Here is a 21,188-nt window from a genome sequence, read left to right on the forward strand (position 1 = left end):
CTTTGCCCGTGATTTCCCCGCTCGAAATGACGCTCCTGCTGCTGCTGGCATCGGTGGTGGGCGTCGTCGTATTCCGTTCGCTGAACCTGCCGCCGATGCTCGGCTACCTGACCGTCGGCATCCTGGTCGGCCCGCACGCCTTCGGCATCGCGGCCGACCTCGAGCGCGCGGAGCATCTCGCGGAATTCGGCGTGGTGTTCCTGATGTTTTCGATCGGCCTCGAGTTCTCGCTGGCGAAGCTGAGGGCGATGCAGCGGCTCGTGTTCGGGCTCGGGCTGCTGCAGGTCGTCGCGACACTCGTGCTCGCGCTCGTGCTCGGCATGCTGTTCGAGCACTGGGTGCACATCACGTGGCAGGGCAGCATCGCGCTCGGCGGCGCGCTCGCGATGTCGTCGACGGCGATCGTGTCGAAAATGCTCGCCGAGCGGCTCGAGATCGAGACCGAACACGGCCGCAACATCTTCGGCGTGCTGCTGTTCCAGGATCTCGCGGTGGTGCCGCTGCTGATCGTGATCGCCGCGTTCGGCGCCGAATCGTCGAAGGACCTCGCGCTCACGCTCGGCTTCGCGGCCGTCAAGATCGTGATCGCGCTCACGCTGCTGCTGGTCATCGGCCAGCGCTTCATGACGCGCTGGCTCAACGTCGTCGCGCGGCGCCGCTCGCAGGAGCTGTTCGTGCTGAACCTGCTGCTCGTCACGCTCGGCGCCGCGTTCATCACCGACCGCTTCGGCCTGTCGCTCGCGCTCGGCGCGTTCATCGCGGGGATGCTCATTTCCGAGACGCCGTTCCGCCATCAGGTGGAAGAGGACATCAAGCCGTTCCGCGACGTGCTGCTCGGCCTGTTCTTCGTGACGACGGGGATGCTGCTCGATCCGCGCGTGATCTGGGAGCATCCGTTCCTCGTGCTCGGTTTCTTCGTCGGGCAGATCCTGTTCAAGGGGACGATGATCGCCGGGCTCGCACGGCTGTTCGGCGCGACGCCGGGTGTCGCGATGCGCACCGGCATCGGGCTCGCGCAGGCCGGGGAATTCGGCTTCGTGCTGCTGAACTTGATCCTCGACCGGCATCTCGTCGATTCGACGCTGCTGCAGGCGATCCTCGCGTCGATGCTGCTGTCGATGCTCGCCGCACCGTTCCTGATCCAGAACGCCGACCGGATCGTGATGCGGCTTTCGTCTACGGAATGGATGCAGCAGTCACTGCAGATGACGCGGATCGCGACGCAAAGCCTCAAGCAGCGCGGCCACGTGATCATCTGCGGTTATGGCCGCGCGGGCCAGAACCTCGCGCGGATGCTCGAACAGGAAGGCATTTCGTACGTCGCGCTCGACCTCGACCCCGATCGTGTGAGCGCGGCCGCGGCGGCCGGCGAATCGGTCGTGTTCGGCGACGCGGCGCGCCGCGAGTCGCTGCTCGCGGCCGGTATCCATCGCGCGGCGGCGGTGGCGATCACCTATGCGAACACGCCGTCCGCGCTGCGCGTGCTTCACCACGTACACGAACTCGAGCCGACGCTGCCCGCGATCGTGCGCACCGTCGACGATGCCGATCTCGAGAAGCTGCTCGCGGCGGGTGCGACCGAGGTGATTCCGGAGATCGTCGAGGGCAGCCTGATGCTCGCATCGCACACGCTGGTGCTGGTGGGCGTGCCGATGCGCAAGGTCGTGCGGCGCGTCGAGGAAATGCGCGACGAGCGCTACAGCCTGCTGCGCGGCTATTTCCGCGGCGCGGACGATGCGGACGACGACGACCACGAGCAGGTGCGGCTACAATCGGTGCCGGTCGATGCGCGCGCGGACGCGGTCGGGCGTTCGCTGGAAGAACTCGGGCTGTATGCACTCGGGCTCGAAGTCACGGCGATCCGCCGGCACGGCATCCGCGGCGTCGAACCCGATCCGCAGACCAAGCTGCGCGCGAGCGACATCGTCGTGCTGCGCGGGTTGCCCGAGGCACTCGCGCTCGCGGAGGAGCGGCTGTCGCGCCATCGGCGCGATCCGCCGGCCGCGGCAGCCTGAGCCGCGCATGGATTGATAACCTGACCCGTATTTATTCGAAACGGTGCCCGATCTTCGCGCACCGTTTTTTTCGGAGAGTTTCATGCCGCATTCGTCGTCGGGCGCACCGCTCGATCCGGTCGCCTTCATCCACAGCCAGATCCGCACGGTGCCCGACTGGCCGCAGCCGGGCGTGATGTTCCGCGACATCACGACGCTGCTGCAGAGCCCGAAGGCGCTGCGCATCCTCGTCGACCTGTTCGTCGAGCGTTATGTCGATGCGAAGCTCGACTACGTCGCGGGCCTCGACGCGCGCGGCTTCATCATCGCGCCGATCGTCGCGTACGAGCTGAGCGTCGGCTTCGTGCCGATCCGCAAGCTCGGCAAGCTGCCGTACAAGACGCGCTCGGAATCGTACGACCTCGAATACGGCAGCGCGACGGTCGAGATCCATGAAGACGCGTGCCGCCCCGGCGACCGCGTGATCATCATGGACGACCTGATCGCGACCGGCGGCACGATGATGGCGGGGCGCAACCTGCTGCAGCGGCTCGGCGCGGAGGTCGTCGAAGGCGCGGCGATCATCGACCTGCCCGATCTCGGCGGCTCGGCGCTGCTGCGCAACGCGGGATTGCCGGTTTATACCGTCACCGAATTCGCCGGCCACTGATCGCCGGCACGCCTGATTCCACGTTACACAGCGAGGTCTCGATGCCCAACTTCATGCTGTTTCTCGCCACGTCGATCGCGATTACGTTCGCGCCGGGTCCCGACAACCTGCAGGTGCTCGCACGCGGCATCTCGCAGGGCCGCGCGGCCGGTTTCGTCGCCGCGCTCGGCTTCACCGCCGGGATCCTGTTCCACACGACGCTCGCGGCGCTCGGCGTCGCGGCCGTGCTGCGTTCGTCGCCGGTCGCGTTCGAGATCCTGAAGCTCGCGGGCGCCGCGTACCTCGTGTGGATCGGCATCAAGGCGCTGCGCAGCCAGGGCCTCGCGAACGCGCACGAGCGCCCGCCGCAGCCGCTTGGCACGATCTTCCGGCAGAGCGTGATCGGCAACCTGATGAACCCGAAGGTCACGCTGTTCTTCGTCGTGTTCCTGCCGCAGTTCGTCGATCCGCACGGCGGGCAGGGCGTGACGCTGCAGATGTTCGAACTCGGCGCGCTGTTCATGCTGCAGACGGCCGTGGTTTTCTCGCTGTTCGGCGTCGGCGCGGGCATGATCGGCGCGTGGCTGAAGCGCCGCCCGAAGGCCGGCGTGTGGCTCGACCGGATCGCCGGTGCGACGTTCATCGCGATCGGCATCCGCGTGGCGCTGAAGGACTGACGACGATGACGTTTCCGTGCATTGCGGCCGCGCGCCGTTTCGACCCGGCTGCGCACCTGCGTTTCGAGATGGCCGGCCAGGCGGTCGGCTGGGTGCGCCGCCAGGATGTCGCGATGCTCGCCCGCTGGCCCGACGTGTTCGAGCTGACTGACGAGCGCGTCGTGCTGTCGTCGCGCTACGACTCGGTCGACGCACGCAGCATGGCGCTGGCGAGCGCCATCGGCGCGCTCGCGGCCGATGGCGCGATTCCCGGCTGGCGCGACGAGATCTACGCGATCCGCAACCGCTTCGACGATCCGCCGCTCGCGTACATCGAGCGCGCCGCGTCGCGCTTCTTCGGCACGCAGACTTACGCGGTGCATCTGAACGGCATCGTAGAATATGCGGTTGCGCCGGGCGAGTCGTCCGCCGCGGCCGTCCCGCAGATGTGGCTCGGCCGCCGCAGCGAGACCAAGGCAACCGACCCCGGCATGCTCGACAACGTCGTCGCGGGCGGGATCGGCTGGGGCCTGGGCGTTCACGAGACGCTCGCGAAGGAATGCTGGGAAGAAGCCGGCATTCCCGCCGAGCTGGCCGCGCGCGCGATCGCGGGCCGCGCGGTGCAGGTGCTGTGCTCGCTGCCGGAAGGCACGCAGTCCGAACTGATCTTCGTGTACGACCTGCCGCTGCCGCGCGACTTCGCGCCGCGCAACCAGGACGGCGAAGTGGCCGAGCACCTGCTGGCCGGCGTGCCCGAGGTGATCGGCTGGCTGCGCGCCGGCCGCGCGACGATGGATGCGAGCCTCGCGACGCTCGACACGCTGCTGCGCCACCGCTGGATCCCGGCGGCCGACGCGGCGGGCATCGACGCCCTGTTCGCACCGGCCGCGTGACGCGTGCCGCGCACGCAGTCCGGCGGCGCGAACGGGCAATTTGACGAATACGGAAACGAAGGGAGTAGCGGTCATGCCGACCGATCACAGCTTTATCTTGAAACTGTCGTGCCCCGACCGGCACGGCATCGTCCATGCGGTCTCGGGCTTCCTGTTCGAGCGCAGCAACAACATCCTCGATTCGGCGCAGTTCGGCGACAGCCGCACCAGCGAATTCTTCATGCGCGTGCACTTCGAGCAGGACGGCGGCGGCGCGGATGCCGCGACGGCGCTCGACACGCTTCGCAAGGAATTCGCGCCGCTCGCCGAGCAGTTCTCGATGCGCTGGGAACTGCATGACGCGGCCGTGAAGCCGCGCGTCGTGATCATGGTGTCGAAGATCGGCCACTGCCTGAACGACCTGCTGTTCCGCTATCGCACCGGCCAGCTGCCGATCGAGATCCCGGCGATCGTGTCGAACCACAAGGAGTTCTACCAGCTCGCCGCGAGCTACAACATCCCGTTCCATCACTTTCCGCTGATCGGCGGCTCGTCCGATGCCGCGAAGGCCGCGCAGGAAGCGCGCGTGCTGGAAGTGATCGACGAGCACCAGGCCGATCTCGTCGTGCTCGCGCGCTACATGCAGATCCTGTCGCCGAACATGTGCGAACAGCTCGCCGGGCGCGCGATCAACATCCACCATTCGTTCCTGCCGAGCTTCAAGGGGGCGAAGCCTTATTACCAGGCGTTCGATCGCGGCGTGAAGCTGATCGGCGCGACCGCGCACTACGTGACGACCGATCTCGACGAAGGCCCGATCATCGAGCAGGAAGTCGAGCGCGTCGACCACAGCATGACGCCCGACCAGCTGACCGCGATCGGCCGCGACGTCGAGTGCGTGACGCTCGCGCGTGCGGTGAAGTGGCACGTCGAGCACCGGATCGTGCTGAACGGGACGAAGACGGTCGTGTTCCGCTGATTCGCCAGCGCAGGCCCGTTACAAGCAAAAACGCCGCACCCTTTACGGGGCGCGGCGTTTTTTGTTGCTTGAGCGCGCCGGCTGCTTCAGATCAGCCGCAGCAGGTACAACTCGCGCTTCAGGTACGCATAGAAGATCGGCGCGGCGATCACGCCGGGCAGCCCGAACGCGGCTTCCATGATCAGCATCGCGAGCAGCAGCTCCCACGCGCGCGACTCGATCTGGCCGCCGATGATCTTCGCGTTCAGGAAGTACTCGAGCTTGTGGATGACCACGAGGAACGCAAGCGACGCGATCGCGGTGCCCATGCTGACCGACAGCGACACGGCGACGATCAGCGTGTTCGAGATCAGGTTGCCGATCACGGGCAGCAGGCCGACGATGAACGTGACGAGCACGAGTGTTTTCGACAGCGGCAGCCGCTGGTGGAAGATCGGCAGCGCGACGAGCAGGTAGATGCCGGTGAACACCGCGTTGATCGCCGAGATCTTGATCTGCGCGAACACGATCCGGCGGAATGCGTCGGCGAAGCGCGACACGCGCGTGACGAGCGCGGTGGACAGCGGCCGGCGCACCTTGCCGTGCTCGACGCCGATCGCGATCATCGCGCCGATGATCATCCCGAACAGCACGTGGCCGAAGCCGCGCGCGACGCTCTTGCCGCTTTGCTGAAGCTGGTCCATGTGCGAGTGCATCAGCACGGCGGCCTTCGTCTTCATCTGCTCGACGTCGACGGGCAGCAGGTTCGCGATCCAGGCCGGCGTGCGCGCGCGGGTCTGCTCGACGATCTGCATCAGCTGGTCGAGCAGGCTCTGCAGGTTCGGCACCGTGCGTTCGAAGTGTTCGATGATGCCGATCGTCAGGCCCGTCAGCGCGCCGACGATCGCGATGGCCAGCAGCACGACGGCGACCCAGCGCGCGCGCATGCTTGTGGTGTGACGTTCGATCACGGGGGCGATCGTGTGGATCAGCTGGTAGACGAGCAGGCCGGCCAGCAGCCCGCCGAGCAGCTTGAGCTCGATCACGAGCCACATCGCGAGGATCGCAAACACATAGCTGCCGATCTCGAGTGCCGACAGCTTCGGCAGGCTGAAGTCGCTCGTCAGCCGCACGCTGCGCAGGTGCGGTTCGCGATTCTGCGTATCGCGAGACGAGTCTGGTTGCTTCTCCATCGTGGATTCCTGTCGTTCGTGTGTCATGCCGCGGAATGCGCGGCAGAGCCGTGTTCGCCCGGCGCCGCACCGGATTGGTGCGTACGGCGAACCTTACGACCGTAAAGTATAGCCGCCATTATGGGCCGCAACGGGGCCGTTTGGCGCATGGTGTAAACGCAGAAGGGAAAACGAGAGGAGGCCGGTTGCGCGGTGCGCAGAAGCGCGCGCGGCCGGGCGGCCGCGCGCGGGAGGGGCAGGGCGGTGCGAAGCGTCAGCCCGCCGCGACCTTGCGGGTCGGGCGCTTGAGCAGCGGTGCGAGGTACTTGCCGGTAAAGCTCGCTTTCGTCTTCGCGACCTGCTCGGGCGTGCCCTGCGCGATGATCTGGCCGCCGCCGGCACCGCCTTCGGGGCCGAGGTCGATCACCCAGTCGGCCGTCTTGATCACGTCGAGGTTGTGCTCGATGATCACGACCGTGTTGCCCTGGTCGCGCAGCCGGTGGATCACTTCCAGCAGCAGTGCGATGTCGTGGAAGTGCAGGCCGGTGGTCGGCTCGTCGAGGATGTACAGCGTGCGGCCGGTGTCGCGCTTGGAGAGTTCGAGCGACAGCTTCACGCGCTGCGCCTCGCCGCCCGACAGCGTGGTGGCCGACTGGCCGAGGCGGATGTAGCCGAGGCCGACGTCGAGCAGCGTCTTCAGCTTGCGCGCGATGACCGGCACCGCGCTGAAGAACGCGTACGCGTGCTCGACGGTCATGTCGAGCACTTCGCTGATGTTCTTGCCCTTGTACTGCACTTCGAGCGTTTCGCGGTTGTAGCGCTTGCCGTGGCACACGTCGCACGGCACGTAGACGTCCGGCAGGAAGTGCATCTCGACCTTCAGCACGCCGTCGCCCTGGCACGATTCGCAGCGGCCGCCCTTCACGTTGAACGAGAAGCGGCCCGGATCGTAGCCGCGTTCCTTCGAGGTCGGCACGCCCGAGAACAGCTCGCGGATCGGCGTGAACAGGCCCGTATAGGTGGCCGGGTTCGAGCGCGGCGTGCGGCCGATCGGCGACTGGTCGACGTTGATCACCTTGTCGAAGTGCTCGAGGCCCTCGATCGCCTCGTGCGGCGCCGGTTCGGCCGACGAGCCGTACAGGTGGCGCGCGACCGCGTGATACAGCGTGTCGTTGATCAGCGTCGACTTGCCGGAGCCCGACACGCCGGTGATGCAGGTCAGCAGGCCGACCGGCAGCTCGAGATCGACGTGCTTCAGGTTGTTGCCGTGCGCGTCGACGATGCGCAGCATCCGCTCGGGATCGGGCGCGAGCCGCTCGTCCGGGTACTCGATCGTGCGCTTGCCGACCAGGTACTGGCCGGTGAGCGACTGCGGGTTCGACTGCACCTGCTTCGGCGTGCCTTCGGCCACGATCACGCCGCCGTGCTCGCCGGCGCCCGGGCCCATGTCGACGACGTAGTCGGCCGTGCGGATCATGTCCTCGTCGTGCTCGACGACGATCACCGAGTTGCCGAGGTCGCGCAGGTGCTTGAGCGTCGCGATCAGGCGGTCGTTGTCGCGCTGGTGCAGGCCGATCGACGGCTCGTCGAGCACGTACATCACGCCCGTCAGGCCCGAGCCGATCTGCGACGCGAGCCGGATGCGCTGCGCCTCGCCGCCCGACAGGGTCTCGGCGCTGCGCTCGAGCGACAGGTAGTCGAGGCCGACGTTGTTCAGGAACGTCAGGCGCGCGACGATTTCCTTGATCACCTTGTCGGCGATCTCGCGCTTCGCGCCTTCGAGCGTCAGGCCGTCGAAATAGCCGAGCGCGTCGCGCAGCGGCCAGCCGCTGATTTCATAGATGCCGCGCGCGTGGTCGCCGGTGCCGATGCGCACGTGGCGCGCTTCGCGGCGCAGGCGCGTGCCTTCGCACGCCGGGCACGGCTGGTTGTTCTGGTACTTCGACAGCTCTTCGCGCACCGCGACCGAGTCGGTCTCGCGGTAGCGGCGCTCGAGGTTCGGGATGATCCCTTCGAACACGTGCTCGCGGATCGTCGTGCGGCCGTGCTCGTTGATGTACGAGAACGGGATCGTCTGCTTGCCCGAGCCGAACAGCAGCACCTTCCGGATCTTTTCCGGCAGGTCCTCGAACGCGGCGTCGATGTCGAATTCATAGAAAGCCGCGAGACTCTGCAGCATCTGGAAGTAGAACTGGTTGCGGCGGTCCCAGCCTTTCACGGCACCGGCCGCGAGCGACAGCGACGGGTGCGCGACGACCCGCTTCGGGTCGAAGAACGTGATCTGGCCGAGGCCGTCGCATTCCGGGCACGCGCCCATCGGGTTGTTGAACGAGAACAGGCGCGGCTCGAGCTCCTGGAGGGAGTACGAGCAGATCGGGCACGCGAACTTCGAGCTGAACAGGTGTTCCTTGTCGGTATCCATCTCCAGCGCGATCGCGCGGCCGTCGGCGAGGCGCAGCGCCGTCTCGAACGATTCGGCGAGGCGCTGCTTCATGTCCGGGCGCACCTTGAGGCGGTCGACGACGACGTCGATCGTGTGCTTGTCGTTCTTCTTCAGCTTCGGCAGCGATTCGACTTCGTAGATCTTCCCGACGCCTTCGTTCGCGGTGCCGCCGCCCGAACGGACGCGAAAGCGCACGAAACCCTGCGCCTGCATGTCCTCGAACAGCTCGGCGTGCTCGCCCTTGCGGTCGGCGACGACGGGCGCGAGGATCATCAGCTTGGTTTCCTCGGGCAGCGCGAGCGCCGCGTCGACCATCTGCGACACGCTCTGCGCCTCGAGCGGGATCTCGTGGTCGGGGCAGTACGGCGTGCCGACACGTGCGTACAAAAGTCGCAGGTAGTCGTGGATTTCCGTGACCGTGCCGACGGTCGAACGCGGGTTGTGGGACGTCGCCTTCTGCTCGATCGAGATCGCGGGCGACAGACCCTCGATCAGGTCGACGTCGGGTTTCTCCATCAGCTGCAGGAACTGGCGGGCATACGCGGACAGGCTTTCGACGTAGCGGCGCTGGCCCTCGGCATAAAGGGTGTCGAACGCGAGCGACGACTTGCCCGACCCGGACAACCCGGTAATCACGATCAGCTTGTGGCGCGGCAGGTCGAGATTGACGTTTTTCAGGTTGTGGGTACGTGCCCCACGGATACGGATCTGTTCCATGAACCTGGCGAAAATGGAGGGAACCAAACCTGCTACTATAACGGCTTTTCGAGGCCGTCGTTTGGGGCCCCCGGCCTTGGCCGCAGGTGGCAGCAAGGCGGCGCCTGCGCCGGGAAAGCGGCCGCGCCGCGCGGTTCCGGGTAGCCCGCGGGCTGCCTGAATCCTGCCCCCGACGTGTCGCCCGCCAAGCCTCCCGGGCCGCTGGTCCTGATCTTCCGCCGCCCGGTGTCGGGCGGTCATCCCGATCATTCGAAATTCATTCCCGATGTCCAATCCGTCTGCCACGTCTTCCCGCATGACTGCGCCCGAATTGCGCGCGACCACGTCGCTCGCGGCGATCTTCGCGCTGCGCATGCTCGGCCTGTTCATGATCATGCCGGTGTTCTCGGTCTACGCGAAAACCATCCCGGGCGGCGACAACGTGCTGCTCGTCGGCATCGCGCTCGGGGCCTACGGCGTCACGCAGTCGCTGTTCTACATCTTCTACGGCTGGGCGTCGGACAAGTTCGGCCGCAAGCCGGTGATCGCCACGGGCCTCGTGATCTTCGCGATCGGCAGCTTCGTCGCCGCGTTCGCGCACGACATCACGTGGATCATCGTCGGCCGCGTGATCCAGGGGATGGGGGCGGTTTCGTCCGCGGTGCTCGCGTTCATCGCCGACCTGACCTCCGAGCAGAACCGCACGAAGGCGATGGCGATGGTCGGCGGCTCGATCGGCGTGTCGTTCGCGGTCGCGATCGTCGGTGCGCCGATCGTGTTCCACTGGGTCGGGATGAGCGGGCTGTTCGCGATCGTCGGCGTGCTGTCGATCCTCGCGATCGGCGTCGTGCTGTGGATCGTGCCCGACGCGGCGAAACCCGTGCACGTGCCCGCGCCGTTCGCCGAGGTGCTGCACAACGTCGAGCTGCTGCGCCTGAACTTCGGCGTGCTGGTGCTGCACGCGACGCAGACGGCGCTGTTCCTCGTCGTGCCGCGCCTGCTCGTCGACGGCGGCCTGCCGGTCGCCGCGCACTGGAAGGTCTACCTGCCGGTGATGGGGCTCGCGTTCGTGATGATGGTTCCGGCGATCATCGTCGCGGAAAAACGGGGCAAGATGAAGCCGGTGCTGCTCGGCGGCATTCTGGCTATCCTGATCGGCCAATTGCTGCTGGGCAGCGCGCCGCATACCATCCTGATTGTGGCGGCGATCCTGTTCGTCTACTTCCTCGGTTTCAACATCCTGGAAGCGTCGCAGCCGTCGCTCGTGTCGAAGCTCGCGCCCGGTTCGCGCAAGGGCGCGGCCACGGGTGTCTACAACACCACGCAGTCGATCGGGCTCGCGCTCGGCGGCATCGTGGGCGGCTGGCTGCTGAAGCACGGGGGCGCCAACACGGTGTTCTACACGTGCTCGGGGCTCGTTGCCGTGTGGCTTATAATCGCGGCCAGCATGAAAGCGCCGCCGCGCAAGGCCTGAACTTACTTCGGGCAGGCACCGGCGGCGTTCGCCGGCTTGCCCGGCGGGCCGCACCGGCAGCGTGAGCGGGCGGCCCGGCATCGAATTTACTGGAGAAACACATGGCATCCGTCAACAAGGTCATCCTCGTCGGCAATCTCGGCGCCGATCCTGAAGTCCGTTACCTGCCGAGCGGCGACGCGGTTGCGAACATCCGTCTCGCGACGACCGACCGCTACAAGGACAAGGCCAGCGGTGATTTCAAGGAAATGACCGAGTGGCATCGCGTCGCGTTCTTCGGCCGTCTGGCGGAAATCGTCAGCGAATACCTGAAGAAGGGTTCGTCGGTCTATATCGAAGGCCGCATCCGCACGCGCAAGTGGCAGGGCCAGGACGGCCAGGATCGTTACTCGACCGAAATCGTCGCCGACCAGATGCAGATGCTCGGCGGCCGCGGCGGTGCGGGCGGCGGCGGTGGCGGCGGTGACGAAGGCGGTTACGGCGGCGGCTACGGTGGTGGCGGCGGCGGCGGTCGCGGCGAACAGATGGAACGCGGCGGCGGCGGTCGTGCCGGCGGCGCGGCGCGTGGCGGTGCTGGCGGCGGCGCGCAAAGCCGTCCGAGCGCACCGGCAGGTGGCGGCTTCGACGAAATGGACGACGATATCCCGTTCTGATTTCCCGTATCCGAGAAATGTAAAGATCAACCCCGCCCTCTGGTGGGGTTTTTCTTTTTGTATTCGCGATTCCGCGAATTTTCCTTCCCCGCAAGACGGAAGCCGAGACCCGGCCGGCAGGAACCAGGGGGGGGCTACGAACCCCCGAACCCGACAGCTGGCTCGATTTTTGAGCCTGCATCGTGAGCGGTGCGGTTCAGCGATTTCGTTGTGGATTTCTTCATTCCCGTGAGAAATTCCATATTTATCGAGACAGCTCCCGCGGATAGAGTGCGTTGTCGGCGCTGAATGTGATCGCAGATGCAGCCGGCCCAAGTCAACTTTTATCAGGATGCCGAATCGATGCTTGAGCTCAAACGAAGCGACCTGAACCAGGTCAGTGGCGCTTTTTCGTGTCAACTTAATCCGGCACCCATCAACTGGGCGGCGGTTGGTGGGGCAGCCCTGGTGGGCGCCGCCCGTGGCCCGCAAGCAGCACTTCTGAGTGGCGCGGGCGCGTTCCTCGGACAGGCCTGGATCTGCAAGTTCTGAATATCGACGGGCAGTTTTGCCTGTCCGTAGGGTGTGTGCGAGCATTTCGATGCTCGCACGCCTGTCGTGTTCGATGTATTGAAATGTCGGGAGTCGTCATGCATTTTCGTGATTTGCGAAGCCCGGTCAGGAAGTTCTTGAGGTACGGCCTTTATCCCGAGCGCTTCAGCAAGGAGTTCGGCGATGGATGGTTTGCCGTCTTGCTGGGTGCGTTCGGCAGAACGCTTCCGATGTCGGTCGGGGTGGCCGCGTTGAGCAGTGTCGTGGCGCCGGGCGTGCTCACGACGGGGCGTCTGGCATTGACGTCGGCAATCCTGTTCGGACACAGCGCCTACCTGGAGTGGCATTTGATTCGCCGGTCCCGACGCGAAGGGGACTAGGATGTGTTCGCACTAACGAAGGGCTTCGACGATCAAGGCGAAGTTGATAAAGGCAGTGAACATCAGATCGAGTTTGTCGACGCGGGAAGATGCGACGAAAGCCCTTCAATCGACGGAACGGCCCCCCGACTTCGTTGCGACGTTTGTACAACTCCCGGTCGTACTCCCAAGGCTCAACGTGTGTGCTCAACGGAGGAACGACGGGGATGAAGCCGAGATCGAGCGCGAGTTGTCGGGTTTCGTTGCCTTCGTACGCCTTGTCCATCAGCAGGTGCAGCGGCCGATTCGGCGCTTCCAGACGTTCGAGCAGTGCTCGTCCGTGCGGCGCGTCGCCGGCCGAGCGCCTGGTTCCTTTTCATTGATGTCCTTGTCCCTCGCAATCCAGACGAACCGTGGCTGACGAACTTCCCGACCTCATCGCTCCGTATCTCGACGTGTTGTTCTGCGGGATCAATCCCGGCCTGACCGCTGCGGCAACAGGTCATCACTTCGCCGGGAGAAGCAACCGCTTCTGGCGCGTGATCCATCTCGCAGGCTTCACACCGGCGGAAATTTCGCCGCAGGACGATCGCGCGATACTCGGCCATGGCTGCGGCCTGACGGCGGTGGTGAAGCGGCCGACCGCAAGCGCCGATCAGCTTTCGCGCGCGGAATTCATCGCCGCGGCCGCGGGGTTCGAGCAAAAGGTGGCGCGTTATCGGCCGCGCTTCGTTGCCTTTCTCGGCAAGGCGGCGTACTCGGCGCTTTCCGGCCAGCGTGAGGTCGGGTGGGGATTGCAGCCGGCCCGCATGGAGGGGGCAAGTGTCTGGGTGCTGCCCAATCCCAGCGGGAGAAATCTCGCGTTCGGCCTCGACGATCTTGTCGACGCCTACCGTCAACTGCGCCTGCACGCGAAGGCCGGTTCCGGTCTTCAACCGGAGAGGCGGGATGCGGCGCGGTGAACCCGCGCCTGCGTGGCCGGGCGCCGTGCTGCCCCGCGCGTTCTTCGACCGCGTGGCCACCGACGTCGCGCCGCAACTGCTCAACAAGATCCTCGCGGCCGCGGACGGCCGGGCAGGGCGGATCGTCGAAGTGGAAGCCTATGCCGGCGCGATCGACCCGGCCGCGCATACCTATCGCGGCAAGACGCCGCGCAACGCGACGATGTTCGGGCCGCCGGGGCACCTGTACGTCTATTTCACCTACGGCATGCACTGGTGCTGCAACTGCGTGTGCGGCCCGGACGGCACGGGGACGGGCGTGCTGATCCGTGCGCTCGAGCCGCTGCACGGGATCGAACGAATGCGTGCGGCCCGGCCGCCGCAGACGCGCGATCGCGACCTGTGCCGCGGGCCGGCGCGGCTGACCCAGGCGATGGGCATCAGTGGTGCGCAGGATGGCGTCGATCTCGTCGCTGCGCGCGAAGGATTCGCGATCGTCGACGACGGTGCGGCGCCGCCCGCGAACCTGGCGGGCGAGCCGCGCATCGGCATTCGCGTCGGCATGGACTTCCCGTGGCGGTGGTGCGTGCCCGGCAGCCGGTACGTGTCGGGGGCGCTGCCGCGCACCTGATGCGTGCCGTACACAAGTCGCACGCAATTCGACCTGCGTCACGCGGTCGCCATTATTGACCGGCTAAGCTGCTCTTTTCGACGTTCGATCGAGGGGGCACCATGCGGCGGGTCGTATTCAACCAGAAGGGCGGCGTGGGCAAGTCGACGATCGTCTGCAACCTGGCGGCGATCAGCGCGAGCGAAGGATTGCGCACGCTCGTCATCGACCTCGACGCACAGGCGAACTCCACGCGCTACCTGCTCGGCGACGCCGCGGCCGACGCGCAGCCGGGTGTCGCCGATTTCTTCGAAACCGCGTTGACCTTCAACTTCCGTCCGGTCGACGTCGCATCGTTCATCCATCCGACCCCGTTCGAAGGGCTCGACGTGATGCCCGCGCATCCGGATCTCGACACGCTGCACGGCAAGCTCGAATCGCGTTACAAGATCTACAAGCTGCGCGATGCGCTGAACGAGCTCGATGCCTACGACGCCGTGTACATCGACACGCCGCCCGCGCTGAATTTCTATACGCGCTCGGCGCTGATCGCGGTCGAGCGCTGCCTGATCCCGTTCGACTGCGACGATTTTTCACGTCGCGCGCTGTACACGCTGCTCGAGAACGTGAAGGAGATCCAGCAGGACCACAACGCGACGCTCGAGGTGGAAGGGATCGTGATCAACCAGTTCCAGCCGCGAGCGAGCCTGCCGCAGCGGCTCGTCGACGAACTCGTCGAAGAAGGGCTGCCGGTGCTCGCGTCGAAGCTGTCGGCCTCGGTGAAGATCCGCGAGTCGCATCAGCAGTCCAGGCCGGTGATCCATCTGGAGCCCGGGCACAAGCTTGCGCAGGAGTTCCTCGCGCTGCATCGCGAACTGGCCGGCTGATCTTCCGCGCCTGCCGGACCCCGCACGCGGCCGCATCATGCGGCCGTTTTCTTTATTGCGACCCGCAATTCGTCCGATCATTGATTTCGTCATTAATAATCCCGGAAACGATTTCATAATAAATCCGGAAAAAACGATTACATAGGCGACTGCTCCATTTTCAATGTGCGCCGGTTTTCTAATAAACGGAATAATGAATTGGTAAATGTTGCGCGACGTCATGATCGGCTATCCTGTAAAAAGGTAAAAACGCATTGTGGGACAGAGTGAAGCGCCGCCCCGTCTGCGATGTCGGCGCATCATGGGTTCCAGCGGTCGCTCGGGATTGGATTAGGGGTTTACACCTAGCATTAATGCCATTTAATTGACAATTAATCGATCTAGAATGGGCTCCTTCAACCTCCCGTACTCAAACAAGTGACGGGTTGTCAATAAGGAAGTCTGCTATCGAACCGGCTTCCGATTTTCCTTACGTCGTCTCTCGCATTGCCAACAGGAGCGTGCCCGATGTCCGTATTTGCCCCCGAAAAACTCAACGCCGATTATCAGTCCGGTATCGCCGCGTGGTTTGCGATCGCCCGTCCGGCTATCCAAGGTTTCGAGGCTGTCGTCGAACTCAACCTGCAAGCGGCCCGGACGGCGCTCGAGGAATATGAGGACAAGCTGAAGAACGCGTTCAACAGCAGCAATCCGGCCGCGGGCTTCGCGCAACAGATCGCCGTGCCGCAGGAAGCGGCCGGCAAGGCCGTGTCCTATGGCCGCCACCTGTTCGACATCGCGGTGTCGACGCAATCCGAATGGGCAAAGGTCGCGCAAGCCCAATACGAACAGAACGACAAGCGCCTGAAGGACGTGCTGGGCGAGCTGTCGAAGCACGCGCCGGCCGGCTCGGCGCCGGTGGTGGCCGCGCTGAACTCGGCGTTGTCCGCGGCGACCGCCGCGGCCGACTCCGTACGCGCAGCGACGGGGCAGGCGATCGAAGCCGCCCAGAGCGGCTTCGACGCGGTCAGCGAAACGGCAACGCGTGGTGCGAAGCAAACGGCGGCCGCAGCGCGCAAGGACGCCGCGGCCGCCCGCGAATCGGCTGCGTGATCGCGTAGCCGCGCAAGCATGTGTCGCGCACGGGCGCGACACGATTGATCGGCGCCGGATGGCGCCGGACGCCGCGTGTGCCGCGCGGTGTCCGGCTCGCGTCTGGTCTGCCGCAACGCGCCGGTGACCCGGCGAGCCGTGCTGGTGTGCCGCCCGTGCGAACGGGTGTGGTTCGCCGTACGGAGGCATGCGACCGCTACCGCGCCGGATGGCCCGGGGGCGCGTTCGCCGGCCGAGACCGGCTCGCACCGGCGTCGGAACGACGAACTGATTTCAATGCAGGAACTGGACATGACGGACGTAGTGATCGTATCGGCCGCGCGGACCGCGGTCGGCAAATTCGGCGGTTCGCTTGCGAAGATTGCGGCGCCCGAACTGGGCGCGACGGTGATCCGCGCGGTGCTGGAGCGCGCGGGCGTGAAGCCCGAGCAGGTGAGCGAAGTGATCATGGGCCAGGTGCTGACGGCCGGCTCGGGACAGAACCCGGCGCGGCAGTCGCTGATCAAGGCCGGGCTGCCGACGGCAGTACCGGGGATGACGATCAACAAGGTGTGCGGCTCGGGCCTGAAGGCCGTGATGCTGGCGGCGAACGCGATCGTCGCGGGCGACGCGGACATCGTGATCGCGGGCGGCCAGGAGAACATGAGCGCGTCGCCGCACGTGCTGCCGGGCTCGCGCGACGGCTTCCGGATGGGTGATGCGAAGCTGGTCGACACGATGATCGTCGACGGCCTGTGGGACGTGTACAACCAGTACCACATGGGCATCACGGCGGAGAACGTCGCGAAGGAATACGGGATCACGCGCGAAGAGCAGGACGCGTTCGCGGCGCTGTCGCAGAACAAGGCGGAAGCCGCGCAGAAGGCCGGGCGCTTCGACGACGAGATCGTGCCGGTGTCGATCCCGCAACGCAAGGGCGAGCCGCTGCAGTTCGCGACCGACGAATTCGTGCGTCACGGTGTGACGGCGGAATCGCTGGCGGGGCTGAAGCCGGCGTTCTCGAAGGACGGCTCGGTGACGGCGGCGAACGCGTCGGGGCTGAACGACGGCGCGGCGGCGGTGCTGGTGATGTCGGCGCAGAAGGCGGCGGCGCTGGGTCTGACGCCGCTGGCGCGGATCAAGGCGTACGCGAACGCGGGCGTGGATCCGAGCGTGATGGGCATGGGCCCGGTGCCGGCCTCGCGCCGTGCGCTGGAGCGCGCGGGCTGGACGCCGGGCGACCTGGACCTGATGGAGATCAACGAAGCGTTCGCGGCGCAGGCGCTGGCGGTGCACAAGCAGATGGGCTGGGACACGTCGAAGGTGAACGTGAACGGCGGGGCGATCGCGATCGGTCACCCGATCGGCGCGTCGGGCTGCCGGATTCTGGTGACGCTGCTGCACGAGATGGCCAAGCGTGACGCGAAGCGCGGGCTGGCGTCGCTGTGCATCGGCGGCGGGATGGGCGTCGCGCTCGCGGTCGAGCGCGCGTGAGCGGGGCCTGACGATTCGTCCCGCGTGCGGCGCCGGTGAGCGCCGCACGTGGGTGAAGCGGTTTTCGCGCACGACAAGTGGTCAACAACACGCGCGAGGTGCCGGTGCGTGCCGTGCCTGCAACGCGGGCGGTTGCGCATCGAAGCGGTGGGGCGGCAGCATGTGCGATGCCGTCGCCCCGCTTTCATCGATTACTTTTTTGTCGGTAATTTATAGGATGACTAAGCGAATTGCAGTTGTGACTGGTGGAATGGGCGGCCTCGGCGAAGCGGTCAGCATCAGGTTGAACGACGTGGGCCACCGGGTAGTCGTCACGTATTCGCCGAGCAACACCGGCGCGGACCGCTGGCTGACCGAGATGCATGCGGCCGGCCGCGAGTTCCATGCGTATCCGGTGGACGTGGCCGACCACGATTCGTGCCAGCAGTGCATCGAGAAGATCGCCCGGGACGTCGGCCCGGTCGACATTCTCGTGAACAACGCGGGCATCACGCGCGACATGACGCTGCGCAAGCTCGACAAGGTCAACTGGGATGCGGTGATCCGCACGAACCTCGATTCCGTGTTCAACATGACGAAGCCGGTCTGCGAAAGCATGGTCGAGCGCGGCTGGGGCCGCATCGTCAACATCTCGTCGGTGAACGGCTCGAAGGGTTCGGTCGGCCAGACCAACTACGCGGCCGCGAAGGCCGGCATGCACGGCTTCACGAAATCGCTCGCGCTCGAGATCGCGCGCAAGGGCGTGACGGTGAACACCGTGTCGCCGGGCTACCTCGCGACGAAGATGGTCACGGCGATCCCGCAGGACATCCTCGACTCGAAGATCCTCCCGCAGATTCCGGCGGGCCGGCTCGGCAAGCCCGAGGAAGTCGCGGCGCTGGTCGCTTACCTGTGCTCGGAGGAGGCCGGCTTCGTGACGGGCTCCAACATCGCGATCAACGGCGGCCAGCACATGCACTGACGCACGGCGGCCCGGACGGCGCGCATGCCCGTGCCGGGCCGTGTTCCGCTGGTTTCAGTGCCGCGGCGGCACAGGTGTGCCGGTGCGGCCCCGCATTCCGGAGAAGGCATGAGCGACACCTGGATGGGACTCGCGATCGGCGGCGCGGCACTGGCCGTCGCGCTGACGATGGCGATCTCGCTCTTCTGGCTCGAACGGCGCCGTGCGCGGCTGCTGCGGAACTTCGATCATCGCGATTGCTGGCTCGTCGCTTACGGCAAGTGTTTCGCGCGCGTGCGGGCCAGGCCGGCACGCCGCATGCGCGGCGCGCGTTGACGGCAGCGGGATGGCGGCAGTCGCGCATCACCGTTGACGCGCGGTCACGCGTCGCGCGCATGCCGCAAGGCGGTGCGCGCGATGCCCGTCGTCAATCGCTCTTTCCGCCCGACTCGCCGGAGCCGTTCTTGTGGAAGATCCGCTTCGTCGTGCGCTTGGTGGCATCCCAGCCTTCGCGCGAGACGTGTGCGACGCCGTGCCCGACCGCCTTCGCCGCACTCGCGGTCGCGTGGCCGAAGCTGCGGGCCGCCTCGCCGGTCTTGTGCGCGGCTTCCTTCGAATCGCGCTTGATGTCCTGCTTCACTTCCGACATGTCCGCGTGCGCGATCGGGCTGATCAGCGCCAGAACGAGCGCGGTACCAATGAACTGACGAACTTTCACGACCTGGTTTCCTTCCGTTGAAAAGCCTCTTCAGCGAGGATTCGCGTCGCCGGCGGGCGCCGGGCGAAGCACGCCGGCCGCCGATGCGTCGAGCATCACCGCGGCGCGGCCGGACAGCAGCACGCGCTCGCCGCAGCGCAGCGCGAAGCCGTACAACACCGAGCGGGCGTCGCCGCTCACGCGTTCCGCTTCGACGACGAGCGGCTGCGTGAAGGTGTCGAGCCGGTCGACGAACGCGTCGACGTTGCGCACGCTCGCCAGATAGCCGACGCGCGGGCGCGCTTCGTGCGCACCGAGCAACGCGCCGTGCACGGCCATCGCCTGCGCCGCGTATTCGATGCCGCAGACGGACGCGAGCCGGCCGTGCGCGCGCAGCGGGTTGTGCGGATCGCGGTGGCTCGTCGCGGTGCAGCGGATGCGGGCGGCATCCCACGCATCGACCGTATCGAGCACGCACATCGCGCCGTCGTGCGGAATGTGCGCGGCGATCCACGCGTGGTCGAGCGGCGGCGCGAGCGGGGCCGTCGCGGTCATCACGCACGCTCCACGAACGTATCCGGCATCGCGACATCGACCTGCACGCGTGTATCGGCCAGGTAGTCGAGCACGACGCGTGTCGAACGCCGCGCGGCGAGCGCCTCGAGCAGCGGCAGCACGCGCGCGGCCGGATTGCCGGCGCGCAGGGCGTCGAGCCCGGCGTGCGCGAGCGTCGTGGCGGGGGTGTCGGCGAGTTGCACGTCGATGCGGGCGAGCGCGTGTTCGCTTGCTTCCGGCGCGAGCACGAGCGCGACGCCGAACGCATCGTCGATCGGCCGCACCGCGCGCAGCGGTTCCGGATAGTCGGTGTCGTACGCGATCAGCAGCGTCGGCACGCGATCGACGACGACCTGGCACAGGCTCTCGAGCAGCCCGGCCGCAAAGCTGCCGTCGTGCGCGCACAGCACGTTCGACGTCGCCATCGCGCGGGTCGCGATGCTCCAGTAGCCTGCCGGCGCGTTGTGCACGGAGTTGTGGAAGCGCGTCGGCGACAACTGACGATCGTCGCCGGCGAGGGTTTCGCAGATCGCGTGGCAGTTCTGGCCGTCGCCGCCCGACGCGCTGAACACGGTCGCGAGCGTCGCGGCGTCGCGTGCGCTTGCGGCCACCGCTTCGTGGCCGGCCGCGAGCGCCGTGCGCACGACGGGGCCCGTGCGGCGCCGCTCGGCCGACGGCAGGCCGGCCGGCGGCGGCAGCTCGGTGCGGGCGGGCGCATACGGCGCGCGGCCCGCGAGCACGTCGGCCGCGTGCGGCCAGCCGCTCAATCCCGGGCCGACGAGGCCGATGCTTTCGATGAAGGCGGTCAGTGTCATGGCGGGCCTCAACGGCGTGCGTGGTCGGCGCGGCCGAGGATCAGGCTGCAATTCGTGCCGCCGAAGCCGAACGAATTGGAGAGGGCGGCGCGCACGCGCGCATCGCGGCTCGCGAGCACGTAGTCGGCGACGAGTGTCGGGTCGGGTTGCGCCGTGTTGACGCCGGCCGGCACGAACTGTTCGCGCAGCGCGAGCGCGGCGACGACCGCCTCGAGCGCGCCCGCCGCGCCGAGCGTATGGCCGGTCGCGCCCTTCGTCGAGCTGCACGGCGTGCCGGCGAACAGCGCGCCGATCGCGCGGCTTTCGGCCGCGTCGTTGCTCGGCGTCGCGGTGCCGTGCAGGTTCACGTAGTCGATGTCGTTCGCGCCGAGGCCGGCGGACGCAAGCGCCTGCTCGATGGCGACACGCGCGCCGAGCCCGTCCGGATGCGGCGACGACATGTGATGCGCGTCGCTCGATTCGCCGATGCCGAGCAGCAGGATCGCATCGGCGTCGAGCGGGGCGGGCGGTGGGTGGGCGGGGGGCGCGGCCGGGCGGAGGGGCGGGGCGCAGAGGGGGGGCGGGGGCGGGCGGGGAGGCCGGGGGAGGGGGGGGGGGGGGTGGAGGGGGAGGGTTTAGCCCGGGGGGGGGAAGGCGGGGGGGATTGGGGGTGGGGGGGACGGGGCGAGGCTCGGCGGGAAGGGGGCGAGCCGGTGGGAGCGGGAGGAGGGGGTGGGTGGAG

General features: G+C 66.9%; 21 protein-coding genes and 2 pseudogenes. 16 read left to right on the forward strand and 7 right to left on the reverse strand.

Features of this window, described 5'->3' with window-relative positions; genetic code table 11:
• Positions 1-8: 8 nt before the first annotated feature.
• The 5 genes from FOZ70_RS31300 to purU all read left to right on the forward strand — a co-directional run bounded on the left by FOZ70_RS31300 (position 9) and on the right by purU (position 5,150).
• Entirely contained in the window at positions 9-2,015 is a 2,007-nt protein-coding gene (locus FOZ70_RS31300) for a monovalent cation:proton antiporter family protein (protein ID WP_048028905.1), read from the forward strand.
• Positions 2,016-2,097: 82 nt separating this feature from the next.
• Positions 2,098-2,664 (forward strand): adenine phosphoribosyltransferase, encoded by a 567-nt coding sequence (locus tag FOZ70_RS31305; RefSeq protein ID WP_219707495.1) that lies wholly within the window; start codon positions 2,098-2,100, stop codon positions 2,662-2,664.
• A 41-nt stretch (positions 2,665-2,705) separates the two neighbouring features.
• Positions 2,706-3,320: a LysE family translocator gene (locus tag FOZ70_RS31310; RefSeq protein WP_021162592.1), complete on the forward strand. Its 615-nt coding sequence runs from the start codon at positions 2,706-2,708 to the stop codon at positions 3,318-3,320.
• Positions 3,321-3,325: 5 nt separating this feature from the next.
• Positions 3,326-4,192: a DUF4743 domain-containing protein gene (locus FOZ70_RS31315; protein WP_060225309.1), complete on the forward strand. Its 867-nt coding sequence runs from the start codon at positions 3,326-3,328 to the stop codon at positions 4,190-4,192.
• A gap of 73 nt (positions 4,193-4,265) precedes the next feature.
• A complete protein-coding gene (purU, locus tag FOZ70_RS31320) occupies positions 4,266-5,150 on the forward strand; it encodes a formyltetrahydrofolate deformylase (protein ID WP_021162590.1) in 885 nt (294 codons plus the stop codon).
• 86 nt (positions 5,151-5,236) lie between these two features.
• Here the strand turns inward: purU and FOZ70_RS31325 are convergent, their stop codons facing one another.
• On the reverse strand, positions 5,237-6,322 hold the full coding sequence (locus FOZ70_RS31325) for an AI-2E family transporter (RefSeq protein WP_048025668.1): 1,086 nt from the start codon (positions 6,320-6,322) through the stop codon (positions 5,237-5,239).
• A gap of 253 nt (positions 6,323-6,575) precedes the next feature.
• Positions 6,576-9,461, reverse strand: coding sequence for an excinuclease ABC subunit UvrA (gene uvrA, locus FOZ70_RS31330; RefSeq protein ID WP_219707496.1), 2,886 nt, complete (start codon positions 9,459-9,461; stop codon positions 6,576-6,578).
• A 265-nt stretch (positions 9,462-9,726) separates the two neighbouring features.
• On the opposite strand from uvrA, the gene FOZ70_RS31335 reads away from it, so the two are divergent.
• From FOZ70_RS31335 to FOZ70_RS31350, 4 genes are all read left to right on the forward strand, one after another.
• Positions 9,727-10,914, forward strand: coding sequence for an MFS transporter (locus FOZ70_RS31335; protein WP_219707497.1), 1,188 nt, complete (start codon positions 9,727-9,729; stop codon positions 10,912-10,914).
• Between the two features lie 101 nt (positions 10,915-11,015).
• Entirely contained in the window at positions 11,016-11,567 is a 552-nt protein-coding gene (locus FOZ70_RS31340) for a single-stranded DNA-binding protein (protein WP_175865171.1), read from the forward strand.
• Positions 11,568-11,867: 300 nt separating this feature from the next.
• Positions 11,868-12,098: a hypothetical protein gene (locus FOZ70_RS31345; RefSeq protein ID WP_244113407.1), complete on the forward strand. Its 231-nt coding sequence runs from the start codon at positions 11,868-11,870 to the stop codon at positions 12,096-12,098.
• 98 nt (positions 12,099-12,196) lie between these two features.
• The gene (locus tag FOZ70_RS31350) at positions 12,197-12,478 is read left to right on the forward strand and encodes a hypothetical protein (RefSeq protein ID WP_021162582.1); all 282 of its coding nucleotides are present in this window, start codon (positions 12,197-12,199) and stop codon (positions 12,476-12,478) included.
• Between the two features lie 12 nt (positions 12,479-12,490).
• Here FOZ70_RS31350 and FOZ70_RS38280 read toward each other — a convergent pair.
• Positions 12,491-12,641, reverse strand: a pseudogene (locus FOZ70_RS38280) (IS5/IS1182 family transposase); the annotation flags it as partial.
• A 229-nt stretch (positions 12,642-12,870) separates the two neighbouring features.
• Here FOZ70_RS38280 and mug point away from each other — a divergent pair.
• The 7 genes from mug to FOZ70_RS31390 all read left to right on the forward strand — a co-directional run bounded on the left by mug (position 12,871) and on the right by FOZ70_RS31390 (position 18,736).
• Positions 12,871-13,419 carry a G/U mismatch-specific DNA glycosylase gene (gene mug, locus FOZ70_RS31360; protein WP_219707498.1) on the forward strand — a complete coding sequence of 183 codons (549 nt, stop codon included), beginning with the start codon at positions 12,871-12,873 and terminating at the stop codon, positions 13,417-13,419.
• The gene (locus FOZ70_RS31365) at positions 13,406-14,029 is read left to right on the forward strand and encodes a DNA-3-methyladenine glycosylase (protein ID WP_219707499.1); all 624 of its coding nucleotides are present in this window, start codon (positions 13,406-13,408) and stop codon (positions 14,027-14,029) included. Before mug ends, FOZ70_RS31365 begins: the two co-directional genes overlap by 14 nt.
• Before the next feature lie 101 nt (positions 14,030-14,130).
• Positions 14,131-14,895 (forward strand): ParA family protein, encoded by a 765-nt coding sequence (locus tag FOZ70_RS31370; protein ID WP_048025661.1) that lies wholly within the window; start codon positions 14,131-14,133, stop codon positions 14,893-14,895.
• A 507-nt stretch (positions 14,896-15,402) separates the two neighbouring features.
• Positions 15,403-15,987: a TIGR01841 family phasin gene (phaP, locus tag FOZ70_RS31375; protein ID WP_021162577.1), complete on the forward strand. Its 585-nt coding sequence runs from the start codon at positions 15,403-15,405 to the stop codon at positions 15,985-15,987.
• Positions 15,988-16,278: 291 nt separating this feature from the next.
• Positions 16,279-17,460, forward strand: coding sequence for an acetyl-CoA C-acetyltransferase (locus FOZ70_RS31380; protein ID WP_219707500.1), 1,182 nt, complete (start codon positions 16,279-16,281; stop codon positions 17,458-17,460).
• Positions 17,461-17,677: 217 nt separating this feature from the next.
• A complete protein-coding gene (gene phbB / locus FOZ70_RS31385) occupies positions 17,678-18,421 on the forward strand; it encodes an acetoacetyl-CoA reductase (protein WP_219707501.1) in 744 nt (247 codons plus the stop codon).
• A 108-nt stretch (positions 18,422-18,529) separates the two neighbouring features.
• Entirely contained in the window at positions 18,530-18,736 is a 207-nt protein-coding gene (locus tag FOZ70_RS31390; RefSeq protein ID WP_048025658.1) for a hypothetical protein, read from the forward strand.
• Between the two features lie 91 nt (positions 18,737-18,827).
• Here FOZ70_RS31390 and FOZ70_RS31395 read toward each other — a convergent pair whose 3' ends face one another.
• From FOZ70_RS31395 to FOZ70_RS31410, 4 genes and pseudogenes are all read right to left on the reverse strand, one after another.
• Positions 18,828-19,118 (reverse strand): hypothetical protein, encoded by a 291-nt coding sequence (locus FOZ70_RS31395; RefSeq protein ID WP_059589684.1) that lies wholly within the window; start codon positions 19,116-19,118, stop codon positions 18,828-18,830.
• A gap of 30 nt (positions 19,119-19,148) precedes the next feature.
• Positions 19,149-19,652 carry a hotdog family protein gene (locus FOZ70_RS31400; RefSeq protein ID WP_219707502.1) on the reverse strand — a complete coding sequence of 168 codons (504 nt, stop codon included), beginning with the start codon at positions 19,650-19,652 and terminating at the stop codon, positions 19,149-19,151.
• Positions 19,652-20,467 carry a beta-ketoacyl synthase chain length factor gene (locus tag FOZ70_RS31405; protein ID WP_219707503.1) on the reverse strand — a complete coding sequence of 272 codons (816 nt, stop codon included), beginning with the start codon at positions 20,465-20,467 and terminating at the stop codon, positions 19,652-19,654. Before FOZ70_RS31405 ends, FOZ70_RS31400 begins: the two co-directional genes overlap by 1 nt.
• A gap of 8 nt (positions 20,468-20,475) precedes the next feature.
• Positions 20,476-20,976: pseudogene (locus FOZ70_RS31410) on the reverse strand (beta-ketoacyl-[acyl-carrier-protein] synthase II); the annotation flags it as partial.
• Positions 20,977-21,188: the final 212 nt, after the last annotated feature.

Origin of the sequence: Burkholderia sp. COPS, from assembly GCF_019425585.1 — a bacterium.
In the GTDB taxonomy this organism is placed as follows: domain Bacteria; phylum Pseudomonadota; class Gammaproteobacteria; order Burkholderiales; family Burkholderiaceae; genus Burkholderia; species Burkholderia cepacia.